Genomic DNA, 11,985 nt, shown 5'->3' with positions numbered 1-11,985 from the left:
TTTGGTGTTTGTTTCATTTACAGCATACAAACAAGATAAACTATCATTTTTTTATTCGACGTTGTATTCTCATATTCCTTGATATCTAAGTAACGGAACCACGCCAATACTTCATCTAACTTTCCGCTATCATCCGGGGAACAAGATCATCCAGTACGAACGTTGGATTACCAAGGGTATACGCCATTTTCATCTAGGAATTCTCCGTTATGGCGTTTACCATCCGTCGCATAACCCACGATAATCGCAGCGCCGGCTTCTTTTGATTTACCACCTTCGGCATTGCCATTAAGATCTGTTGATGTGAATCCGGGCGTTACTGCAAAGACTTGCGCCCTGCTGTTTTTCACTTCATAAGCCATCGAAAGTGTCATGGCACTGTTGGCCGTTTTGGATGAATTATAGTCGAAGGCATTTAAAGTAAATTCCGCATTTTGCATATGGTCCAGAGAAGCCATGTCAGTTGATACATTAATGATTGTGCCTTCATTATCTTTGATTAATGGGAACAACCGCTGATTCAAACGGAAGGTGCCGAAAAAGTTCACTTCAAAGGCGTTCCGTAGATCCTCCTCTTTTGTATCCGTAAAGGAATGAGAGAAAGCACCCGGCATACCCGCGTTATTGATCAGAAGATTTATTGCAGGATAACTCTTGTGAATCGTATCGGCTGCCTGCTCAATGCTCTTCAAGTCGCACATGTCGATCTGTACAAATTCTACATCTAACCCCTTGGAAGTTAATTCTGAAACAGCTCTTTCAACCCGTTCAACACTACGTGCGCCGAGGATAACTTTCCAACCTGCTTCACCCAACTGTTTTACGATTTCATATCCAATTCCTTTATTCGCTCCGGTTACAAAGACAGTCTTTTTCATGCGAATCCTTCTTTCCATAATTTGATTTATATTTAACAATGTATAAGTTACTATGCTACACTTAGTGTAGGTCAAATTATTTTTATAAAAAGGGGGATTAACATGTTAACGATTGGAGAAGTAGCAAAAAAAGTTGAAATCTCCATTGGAGCGATCCGCTTTTATGAAAGAAAGGGACTGCTGAAACCTGCTGCACGAAATGATCAGAATAACCGTCTTTATTTGGAGGATGATCTGAACTGGCTGGTTTTTATCAAATGCCTTCGCGAAACCGGGATGAGTGTGGAAGACATCAAAAAGTATTATGATCAGGTCAATGAAGGAACCTCCACTTTGAAGGAAAGAACCAAGCTGATTGAGGATCAAAAGCAAAAGTTGCTGAATGATATTGAGGAGAAAAAAGCGCAGCTTGTTCATTTGGATAACAAACTGGAGCGCTATTATCGAGGGGAAAATTATTAACAGAAACCTTGTCCTATAAACTAAATGACAGAAAAAATCAGGCAGCCAGCATTAACTGTCTAACCTGATCTGAAATGTTGAAACTTATAGCGAATTACAATGAGGTTAAAAGTTCAATCAAAAATGATCTTCGCCCTTACGCAGGCGGTAATGGTTATACTTTTCATCCTCGATCTCGATCGAGCTGACCCGTTCAAAATTACATTTCTGTATCACCTTATTAGATGCTGGATTGGTAGTCAAAGCGATGGCATTTAACACTTCCACGTTTGTATGTTCAAACAAATACTCCGTCATTCCTTTGAGCGCCTGCGTGGTGTAACCACGATTTCTGAAGTGTTTCGAAATACCGTACATAATCTCCCGATTGGGTGCTGGCAGTTCGTCCTTAATGCCTGAGCAGCACCATCCTATGAACTCATCATTTTCTTTGAGTACGATAGCCATACGTAAACATAACTCTCCAATATCCCCTCCCGCCATCACTGCTTGTTTAAAACGCTGATTCTCAGGGATTTCATATTCAGTCAGCCACAGGGTCCTCTCTTCAATTGTAGCGTTCCATCCCGGTAGGAATTCATACACCTCAGGTTGCCACGTAATTTCTTGCAGTTTTTCCAAATCCTCAGTTCTATACTCACGCAAATAAATATCCTTGCAATCGATGATTAATTCATCAGTTTGTATGAGTTGCTTCATAATTCCTCCTACTACACACTTAATTTCAGCTTATTAGCTTTACTTCAAACAAGGCCATCTTTTTCTATAAACTCATCTTTGGTTAATCCAAAGAGGATCAGATCCTGGTATTTTCCATCCGTATAGATCACTTGGCGACGCACACCTTCCTGAACACATCCAAGTTTTCTCATCATCGCTGCGGAAGGTTCATTTCCTTGGAGTACATAATCATTAAATTTGTTGAGCCTGCGCTCGAAGAAGGCATACTTCAACAAGATTCGAACGGCTCTGGTCCCGTATCCTTTTCCTCGATGATCCCTGTCAATTTGAATGCCAATGCTAAAGGTACCGTTCCTTTCATCAATGCTGTTCAGATTCACACCTCCGACATTTTCACCATCCATATTTACAATTGTAAACATGATCCTTCCTTTGGTTAAAGAAAAATCAGAGAAGTTTTCCGTGAAACTCTTCGCTTCAACATGGGTTGGCGGCAACTCTACTGCACACTCCAATAACCGACGGGCAGGTGTATCAAAGCGGTTATAATAATGATCCTCCCAATCTTCTTCACGCAAAGCACGTAGTCTGATCTTATCATCCTGCCAGAAATACTGACTATAATCGATCTCTCTCATTCCAAGTCCCCCCCGCATATTCAACCAAATTTTTACTTCGAGTTACAAATATAATAACCCATATTGTGGAATTGGAGGAGATTTGTTTTCATTAAACACAACGAAAATAACCCCCGAACAGGAAAAACCTGTTGGAGGCTACGCTCTATTTTATATCAAAATCTCATTACGATTCTTCCGTATATTGAGGCTTGGATAAGTTGTCCGGAACCGTTTCGTCAAAAACATCCTGACCTGGATAATCCCGTACGTCTCCCTCGTGAAGCTCATGATTTTCATAATCAAAACGATGTGCAGACCGCTGGTCCACCCGCCACGGAGAACTTTTCCCAAGAGACTCGGATAGTAAAGATGAACCGTAAGGGCCCTCCGGGAATTCTTCGAGTGTGATATCGTTTCGCTGCGACTCCACCGTAGACACATCGGTATATTCTTGCCGTTCTTCACGCAAAAACTTATCTTTCATCGTTTATCCCTCCTGATCCAATTCAGATGACCAACGTCCACTTATTGTGAGCGAGGACAAACGCATTTATGCATGATCTTTGGAAAACACTGCGTTTATTGTTCTAATCCATCGTCTTATTCATTACCGGATCCATCACGATCATTATCACCATCACAATTAGCGAATCCATATTAAAAGTACAAAAACAATGAGGCCAGCCATGCTAATCCAGGTATCACGTTTGGACCATACCAATAATGATGAACGTCCTCCGAGCGTAGAGTGCTCTCTAACTTTACGCATTTCCATCGCAATGGTCATATCCTCTGCACGTTGGAACAGTGCCATTAACAAGGGAATCACCATTGGACCCAGGTCACGAATTCGAACGGTATTTGGTCTTAAAGCCGCCTTTCCACGTGCCCGCACGATCAGTGAGAATCGCTGCCACTCACTCCAGATCATCGGGATAAATCGAAAGATTAACGCTACAGCTAGAGCAAACGAAGCTACGGGCAACCTGATCTTTTTACCGATACCGAGTACCCAGTTCAGCCCTTCTACCATTCGCCCATAAGGTGTCGTCAACGAAAACCAAAGGCTTGCCAATGTGACGATAAACAAACGATAAACATTCAGCAAAGTGCCCTCCGCCTGCATCAGGGTAAAGCCAAAGTGCAGACCTCCTCCCTCTGTTGAAAGAGTTGTCCCAGATAACGCCGTTGATATGATGAAAAAGAATAATAATGGCTTCATTAACTTCATACATCCAGCCAAAGTCTGACGCGGGAGCACGGCAAGTGCTGCTACTACCGGCACCAGTGTTAACGTCAATCCCAGCCATCGCTGTTGAAGCATAGCTGCGGTGACCAGCAAAATATACAAAATCCATTTCAGACGCGGGTCCATAACGCCATATAATCCGCCTGAATGAGTCAATGTGTTCGGAAGAAGCTTTGAATCATCCTCAATTTTAATGGACGACAGCATCCGTGCTTCTTTTTCATACTTCAGTACATCGCTCTTGACTTCCATCGTTACCGTCGCTGATGCTTCTTTCGATCCGTTCTGAATCCCCACCTCAACTGACGTGGACTGAACAATACTTTCAGCCATCTCCTCTGGCGTCATCGCGGTCAAAGGCAGCTCAATACCCGCTTCTCTTAACAGCTGTGCCAGTCTCATCGATGGTGGCAGTCCAATCCCTGTTTGCTCCAGCAGTTCAGGTCTTTTGTGAAGTTCTCTCGGCGTAAGATCAGCGATTAGACGGCCTTCCTGCAACAACAGTACTCGATCCGCACAGGGCAAAAATGTATCCAGATCATGGGTTGCTACCACGCCCCCACCACCTGCCAGACGATGTTGCTCCAATACATCCAGCAAAAGCCCGACACTTTGCGCTTCCAACCCTGCGCTCGGCTCATCCAACAGAAGCCAGTGTGGATTGGTCACACTTCCGAGAGCAAGTCCAAGCCTGCGCTTCTCTCCCCCACTTAGAGCAAATGGCGACCTGTCCAGATGAAAACGTCGTTCCAACTCCGAGGTTACTGGCGGGTCCCATTGCTTCAGTGCTTTTGTGATCTGCTCTTGTTGCTGTTTCTCTGAAAGTCGATAGGGATGCAGAGAATATGTGAATTCACGCTGAATACTTCGGGCAAACAGTTGTTGTTCCGGAAATTGAAACAATAGTCCCATTTGCAATAAAATCGACTGCGGCACTTTTCCTTCTTTCCAGAAAGGAGTGCCATCCAATGTGATACTTCCTGCATCGGGCGGTCTCAGACCAGCCAACGTCTGTAGTAAAGTCGTTTTTCCTGAACCCGTACAGCCCAGCAGCAAGGTGATTTCCCCACTGTTCAACTGTACACTCACATCTTCAAGCAGTGCACGTTTGCCCGATGCCGATGCTTCTATACGTATATTCGTTAATTCGATCTCCAACGTGCGACCTCCTTGGCCAGTTGCTCAGGTCGCAGTGGCATGGCTTCTGGCATCATACCTTTTTGCTTGAGCAATAACGCAGTTTTTACAGTAAAAGGAGGGTCCAATCCTAACCGTTCACAGGGAGATAGCTGTACATTTTCCCAAGTAGCCTTCTCATTCAAATCTGTTTCATAGAAAAAGGACTCAGGCGCCCCGTTGTACACACAACGTCCCCTCTCCATAGCAATGATTCGATCACACAGGGTTGCTTCCTCCAGATGGTGTGTAATCCAGATCACCGTTGTCCCCCGCTGGGTAATCTTCTGAACGATGGCCTCGATACGGTCTCTTGCTCCTGGATCAAGCATGGCTGTTGGCTCATCCAGAATCAATATATCCGGTTTGGCTGCGAGCGCTACAGCAATATTAAGCAGTTGTTTCTGTCCCCCGGATAATTGTGAGACCGCCTTCTCCGGGGGATATTGAAGTCCTACGGTATGTAATGCATCTTGCCTGTGCTCCAATTGCTCTTCTACAGATTCCATCAATGGTGACAGCGCAAAATGAAACTCCTCTTCAATCGTATCGCCAAGTACCTGTGCATCCGGTTGCTGCAGTACACCCCGAACGGTAAGTTCATCCGAGATATCCCGTACCCCTCCAGATAGTGGAATGAATCCAATCAGTAGTCCAGCGAGTGTGCTTTTTCCACTGCCATTCGCCCCTACAATACTAATCCATTCTCCTTGGTGCAGCGTAAGTGAGACCCCATCCAGTGCTTTTCTCACCTGACTACCTTCGGAAGCATAATGCACTCGAACATCTTCTAATGTAATTATAGGCAGGTTGCCTTGCATCGTAAATTAGTCCTTTCCCTTTCTATTGTTATGTGGTACGATCCTAATCGTCAACCACATTTATATAATTGGTTAACAATCATATTACCAAAATGGAGAGGATTGTTCAAACATGAAATTATCTTTGCGAGGCATTGTATTCAGCGCACTTATGGCCGCAATTTTAGTACTTTTTGGTTACATAAGCATTCCCATTGGCTTCTCCCCAGTACCGATAACATTACAAACTTTGGCTGTCATGCTGGCCGGAGGATTACTTGGTCCACTCTATGGTTTTCTAAGTGTCACGATGGTTGTTCTGCTCACCGCTCTTGGATTCCCCTTGCTACACGGGACCGGAGGACTTGCAGTACTGCTTGGACCTACCGGAGGATATGTGATGATGTGGCCATTCTCCGCATTATTGATTGGATTGTTGCTTGCACGAATCAACATCAAAGGTGTCACAGGATTCATGCTCGCTTTTGTTGTATTTGAACTATTTGGTTCACTGCTCGTGTATGTATCGGGCGTCCCTTGGCTTGCTTATGCTTACAAAATGGACCTACCTGAGGCCATGATTCAAGGGTTTTATCCTTACATAATTGGGGATCTGATCAAAGCTGTATTTGCTGCCATCATCATTGCGCCCGTGCGCATGGTTTTCCCACCTCAACGCCTCACAGGTAACATGCATTCCACGGTTATAAAGGCGAATTCTTAATAGAAGCTACATAAGGTAACTAATCTGCCTTTCTTTGAAAACGACGAAACCGCCAAAATCACTTTGGCGGTTTTCGTTACTTCTCTTCCTCTAAGGTTGTTCTGTCATCGGAGTGATCCGTGTAAATCTTCGTTAGTTCAACTTATATATTCACCTGAATTAATTGACGCTCTGTAATCTGAAATTGTTGATCCGCTGTATTTTCAATAAACCTCTGATCATGAGAAACATACAGAATCGTCCCTTCATAGGCCTTGATAAAACGCTCCAACGCTTCCAATGCATGCATATCAAGAAAATTCGTCGGCTCATCCAACATTAGAATGTTATATTGTCCAAGAAACAAGTGACATAATTGAAGACGAATCGCTTCTCCTCCGCTTAATGTTCCAACATTCTTCAGTAGGTCATTACCTGAGAATTGCATTGCGTGCAACGCACTTCTGAGCTCTGATTCCTCATATTCCGAACGATTCTTCAGGAATTGTAATACGGTCTCTTTTGTCGTGAAACGATAGCTCATTTGCTGAAAATAACCGAGCTTTGCTTTTGGAGACATTGTAATGTAATCCCCAGCATGGAAAACATGGTTAAGCAATGTGCTTTTCCCACTGCCATTGGCTCCGGTTATCGCTATTTTTTGTTTTAATGGAACCTGAAAACTTACATCCTCCAGCAATACGTTACCTTCCATTTCAAGTGTAAGGCGATCTGCCATAATCGGAAATCGATTGTGCAGCTCCAGTGTCTTGGGCTGACGGAAGATCATAGGCCGATCCTCTTGCACCGCTTTAACCTCATGAAGTTGTTGCATCCGCTGTTCAATCGCTTTAGCTGAGCGGTGCACCGCTTTTTGACTGGTGCCTTTGGATTTTGTTTCAACCATACGGTTTGTTTTTGCCTTGGATTCTTTTTTGGACATGCTTCCGGCCTGCGTTATTTTCTCGGCTTTCTTCATCTTTTCCCGAGCGGCCAGCTCCAATCGTCTTTTCTCCTTGGAAAACTGCTCATGGGCCTGGTTTTGTTGTTCACGCTCCAGCCTCTTCTGTGCATGATAATCACTATAGTTGCCGGAATATACGCGAACCTCACCTTGATGGATTTCCCAGATCGTGGTCACCAGTTCATCCAGAACCGCACGATCATGACTGATCAGCACAAGCGCCCCATAATAATAACGCAATTCATCCAGCAAAAATGTAATGCCCTCTTGATCCAGGTGTGTCGTTGGCTCATCCAGTAACAGTACTTCATGATAATGAGTGAACATTTGAGCCAGTTTTAGACGGGTCTGTTCTCCGCCACTCCATGCTTTATCATGTTGAAGAATCGCTAATTTACTGAGTAAAGCCCCGTCAACTTCGATACTTTCGTTAGACTGGGGTGGTTCCACTTGTTCCAAATAACCAAACTCAGCATGACGTTTTATCTTTCCGGCTGTTGGTTGGATCTGCCCCGCAATGAGTTTCAACAATGTACTTTTACCCTGACCATTACCACCTACTACACCAATGCGATCCAGTTGATGCACAGCCAGTCGCTCAATGTTCAGTATTACTTTATCCATATAGGTCATCTCAACCTGTTCTAATTCAAAACATATCTTTTCCATATTCGCTACCTCCGAAATAAGATTTATTTCGTATCGATAGCGAAGCACACTTCTATCGATACGAGCTTATCGTGCCAGCTCGTATCAATAGAACAGTAACGTCATCATAGCGGTTACCTCCAGTAGTCTGTATTGAGCGCCTTTACCTAATTATTTAACTGATTAAGATAATCAGAAGAAAAACAAAGAATCACAGGCCACGGCCTGTGATTCAACGTAAACGGGAAAGCGAGTATAACACTTATTTTAAGGTCAGGATGATTGAAAATGACAGACTGATCCCGTTTACTCTGAACCAATAGTCAGAGCCTTTGAACGTATTCAATTACCGATTCAAAGGAAGGAAGCGCAGTCTCATCGCATGTGTCATGTTCAATAATCCACCTTTCATTATCATGTATAGATGTACAATTCCAATTATAATTTTCCAATTCCACCATGTCAACGGAATGATGAAAACACTAGCCATCAGATTAGTACATCAATCTACTTTTGTTCCTGAACATTACCGCTACTTAACTTTAATAGAAGCTCTTGGCTACTAACCCGACCTGTAGCCTGCGGAATCACTTCTTCGTAGTTGGCTGAGTTGGTTACAATAATAGGTGTCACCGTATGATAACCAGCAGCCTTAATCTGTGCAATATCGAACTCAAGCAACAGATCTCCCGCTTGGACCCGATCGCCTTCTTTGATATGGGAAACAAAATGTTGCCCATCCAATTTAACGGTATCAACTCCCACATGAACCAATATCTCAGCACCGGTGTCTGATACTACAGCCAAGGCATGTTTTTTCTTGAATGCAACGGTAACTGTGCCGTCAAAAGGCGCTACAACTCTGCCCACAGTTGGCTCAATCGCAATCCCTTTACCCATTGCTCCTGATGCAAAGGCCGGATCTGGAACTTCCGACAATTCCACAATCGTTCCTTCGATTGGGCTAAATACAATTTCGTCCGAAGCATTCGTTGCACGAACAGGTTGCTCGGCAGATGCAGCAGGTTCGGTTTTTGTTTCTTCTTCAACCGGATCTTTGAAACCCATAATGTACGTCAGTACAGCCGAAACAACAAAGGATACTACGATACCCAGAATCAATCCTGGGAAACCTTGTCCACCTGGTCCGTAGAAGATTGGCAGGGTCAGCAACCCTGGTGCACCGGATGCAAATGCCAATGTGCCCGCTTGACCAATGATAGCTCCACCAACTGCACCACCGATTACCCCTGCAATGAATGGGCGTTTCAGTGGTAATGTTACCCCGTAGATAGCCGGTTCCGTAATACCGAACAGAGCCGTCAACGTGGATGATCCCGCCAATGTTTTCAGTTTTTTGTTCTTGGTTTTAAGCATAACCCCAAAAGCAGCGCCCGTTTGAGCAAAGATCGAAGCTGTCGCAGCCGGTTTAACGCCATCCTGTCCATACACTGCAACGTTGTTGATAAATACCGGAATCAAGCCCCAGTGTATTCCGAAGATAACGAGCAACTGCCAGCTTGCACCCATAACGGCTCCTGCGAGCAGTGGACTGAATCCAAATGCGGCAACCAGTCCAGCTGCAATTCCATTACCAACGTATACGCCAAATGGTCCGAATACAAGCAATGTCAGAGGTACCATAATCACTAGCAAAAACAATGGCGTAACAAAGTTTTTCACACTATCGTGAAGTGTTTTATTAAAGAACTTCTCCAACTTGCTCATGACAATGACAGCTAAAATGATAGGGATAACTGTAGATGAATAGTTCATCAAAATGACAGGGATACCGAAGAAATCCGTTGGTGTTCCCTCTGATTTCAACGTGACGATGGACGGATAGATCAGTGCTCCTGCAATCGTCATCGCGACAAACATATTTCCCTGGAATTTACGTGCTGTTGTAACCGCTAACAACAGAGGCAGGAAATAGAAGAGACTATCTGCTGCTGCATACAGGATCGTATATGTTGTTTCTGTCGTTTCCAGCCATCCAATATTGCTTGCAATCAACAATAACCCTTTTAGAATACCGGCTCCCGCCATAACACCCAGAAGTGGTGCAAAGATGCTGGATATGATATCGATAATACCCCCGAGTCCTTTGGCTGCTTTGCGAGGTTTTTCTTTATCTGACGAATCGTCCAGAATGTTACTGATCTGTCCAATGGCACTATAGACTTCAGGCACCTTGTTACCAACAACCACCTGGAATTGTCCTCCATTTTCTTTGACTGCGATGATGCCTTCTGTTTTCTCCAATTTGGCTTTGTCTGCCTTGGCATCGTCCTTCAATACAAACCGTAATCGTGTTGCACAATGAACCAGCGATTCCACATTTTTCTCACCGCCAACCAGTTCTACAATCTCTTTGGCCAGTTTCTCTTGACTCATACTCTGCACCCCCACTTTTTCTCAAACAGGCCTCTTACCGATTTTTTTGCACGCAAAAAACCTAAGCCTTGAGCAAGGGGACACAATGGTCCTGTCCTTCTCATGACTTAGGTTTTGCCTGCATAACCAGTAACAATCCCAGTTAAATCGTATTCAATTCCTGTTAATCACATATTATTATAATAAAACCATTTTTGTCAACATTTAAATATTATCGATTAACCACTCGTTCGATATGAACCGTCAGATACAACTTTTCTTCATTGGTCAGCTCATGGTTGTACTCTTTTTTGACAAACAACTCAATTTTCTCCATGCACGCTGCGGCATCCGGATGTTTCTCCTTAATCATGTCATAGAAATGATCATAGTTGTTGTCGTAATGCGTACCACTGAGCACACGCTGGGAGAAGAACTTCAGATGTGTGATAAAGCGAAAATAACTGAGAGAGTCCTCATCAAATTCCATTTTGAAATGATATTTCGCTATATTAATAATCTGCTGGATAAACTTCGTAATATTCATCGTTGTAATAACTTCTTCGTTCATCTCTGCGTTAACAATATGCAGGGCAATAAAAGCGGCTTCATCGGGTGGAAGCTCAATATTCATACGAGTGTTGATCTGTTCCAGCGTCCTCAGGCCGAGTTCGAATTCGGACTTGTACAACTGTTTGATCTCCCACATTAATGCGTTCTTGATCTCCACCCCTTCCCGATAACGTTCGATGGCGAAGTTAATATGATCTGTAAGAGATACATAGATGTTCTCATTCAGCTTTCGGCCCAGATTATCACGTGCATACGTGATAATCTCTTCCACAATTTCAATCAGTTCCATCGGAACTTCCCGCAGCAGCATTTTGAAATTATCGGATGTTTGTTTGTTTTTCAATGCAAACACTTTCTGGATGCGGGTCTCGTCTACTTTATCCCCCGGCTTTTTCTTAAAGGCAATCCCACGTCCCATCACCACAAGCTCTGCTCCATCCGCCTGATATATGCTAATGACGTTATTGTTGATAACCTTTGCTATTTTCACTTCAATCCCCCCGTCACGTTCCACTCTCTTGGCAGTTATACATCGTCTTTTGGGCATACAAAAAAAACCTCAAGCATCACAAAATAAACAAGACATGGTGGTCTGCTTTTTTTGGTGCTTAGGTTTTGCCTACTTCGAGTAGTAACAATCCCAGAAACGATATAATTGCGTCAAGTATAGCGCGAACCTGACTATATGTCAACGCTTTCAATGCAGGAACAATCGGAAGTCCCATGGTTATATAAATTGAACTAGAGAATATTTACACTAGCTACTCCGATGACAGAACAACCTTCCGATCGCTGTTATCCCCAGCTTTTTTCTGTCCTCTCCGTTTTGTGTAAATGTTTAGTTCAATTTATATA

The 11,985-nt window shown here is 43.7% G+C and carries 11 protein-coding genes; 2 read left to right on the top strand and 9 right to left on the bottom strand.

What is annotated here, in order from left to right; translation table 11 throughout:
* Positions 1 to 167 precede the first annotated feature (167 nt).
* On the bottom strand, positions 168 to 878 hold the full coding sequence (locus MHI48_RS13720) for an SDR family NAD(P)-dependent oxidoreductase (RefSeq protein WP_036670728.1): 711 nt from the start codon (positions 876 to 878) through the stop codon (positions 168 to 170).
* 102 nt (positions 879 to 980) lie between these two features.
* Here MHI48_RS13720 and MHI48_RS13715 point away from each other — a divergent pair, with 102 nt between their 5' ends.
* Positions 981 to 1,340, top strand: coding sequence for a MerR family transcriptional regulator (locus tag MHI48_RS13715; protein ID WP_036670727.1), 360 nt, complete (start codon positions 981 to 983; stop codon positions 1,338 to 1,340).
* 117 nt (positions 1,341 to 1,457) lie between these two features.
* On the opposite strand, the gene MHI48_RS13710 is transcribed toward MHI48_RS13715, so the two are convergent.
* From MHI48_RS13710 to MHI48_RS13690, 5 genes are all read right to left on the bottom strand, one after another.
* Positions 1,458 to 2,039, bottom strand: coding sequence for a GNAT family N-acetyltransferase (locus tag MHI48_RS13710; protein WP_036670726.1), 582 nt, complete (start codon positions 2,037 to 2,039; stop codon positions 1,458 to 1,460).
* Positions 2,040 to 2,083: 44 nt separating this feature from the next.
* Positions 2,084 to 2,659: a GNAT family N-acetyltransferase gene (locus MHI48_RS13705; RefSeq protein WP_036670724.1), complete on the bottom strand. Its 576-nt coding sequence runs from the start codon at positions 2,657 to 2,659 to the stop codon at positions 2,084 to 2,086.
* Between the two features lie 166 nt (positions 2,660 to 2,825).
* Positions 2,826 to 3,125, bottom strand: a complete 300-nt coding sequence (locus MHI48_RS13700) for a hypothetical protein (RefSeq protein ID WP_036670723.1) — start codon at positions 3,123 to 3,125, stop codon at positions 2,826 to 2,828.
* A 159-nt stretch (positions 3,126 to 3,284) separates the two neighbouring features.
* The gene (locus MHI48_RS13695; protein WP_405144330.1) at positions 3,285 to 5,048 is read right to left on the bottom strand and encodes an ATP-binding cassette domain-containing protein; all 1,764 of its coding nucleotides are present in this window, start codon (positions 5,046 to 5,048) and stop codon (positions 3,285 to 3,287) included.
* Positions 5,033 to 5,887: an ATP-binding cassette domain-containing protein gene (locus tag MHI48_RS13690; RefSeq protein WP_405144328.1), complete on the bottom strand. Its 855-nt coding sequence runs from the start codon at positions 5,885 to 5,887 to the stop codon at positions 5,033 to 5,035. The genes MHI48_RS13695 and MHI48_RS13690 overlap by 16 nt, the downstream gene beginning before the upstream one ends.
* Positions 5,888 to 5,999: 112 nt before the next feature.
* Between MHI48_RS13690 and MHI48_RS13685 the strand changes: the two genes are divergently transcribed.
* Positions 6,000 to 6,590, top strand: a complete 591-nt coding sequence (locus MHI48_RS13685; RefSeq protein ID WP_405144326.1) for a biotin transporter BioY — start codon at positions 6,000 to 6,002, stop codon at positions 6,588 to 6,590.
* A 142-nt stretch (positions 6,591 to 6,732) separates the two neighbouring features.
* On the opposite strand, the gene MHI48_RS13680 is transcribed toward MHI48_RS13685, so the two are convergent.
* The 3 genes from MHI48_RS13680 to licT form a co-directional block, all read right to left on the bottom strand.
* Positions 6,733 to 8,202, bottom strand: a complete 1,470-nt coding sequence (locus tag MHI48_RS13680) for an Msr family ABC-F type ribosomal protection protein (RefSeq protein WP_405144324.1) — start codon at positions 8,200 to 8,202, stop codon at positions 6,733 to 6,735.
* A gap of 486 nt (positions 8,203 to 8,688) precedes the next feature.
* Entirely contained in the window at positions 8,689 to 10,578 is a 1,890-nt protein-coding gene (locus MHI48_RS13675; protein ID WP_405144322.1) for a beta-glucoside-specific PTS transporter subunit IIABC, read from the bottom strand.
* 211 nt (positions 10,579 to 10,789) lie between these two features.
* Positions 10,790 to 11,620 carry a BglG family transcription antiterminator LicT gene (gene licT, locus MHI48_RS13670; RefSeq protein ID WP_405144653.1) on the bottom strand — a complete coding sequence of 277 codons (831 nt, stop codon included), beginning with the start codon at positions 11,618 to 11,620 and terminating at the stop codon, positions 10,790 to 10,792.
* Between the last annotated feature and the right edge of the window lie 365 nt (positions 11,621 to 11,985).

This window comes from Paenibacillus sp. FSL H7-0942, from assembly GCF_045040715.1.
GTDB lineage: Bacteria > Bacillota > Bacilli > Paenibacillales > Paenibacillaceae > Paenibacillus > Paenibacillus amylolyticus.
Note: the sequence above shows the minus strand (reverse complement) of the source record. Positions and strands in the feature narration are given on the sequence as shown.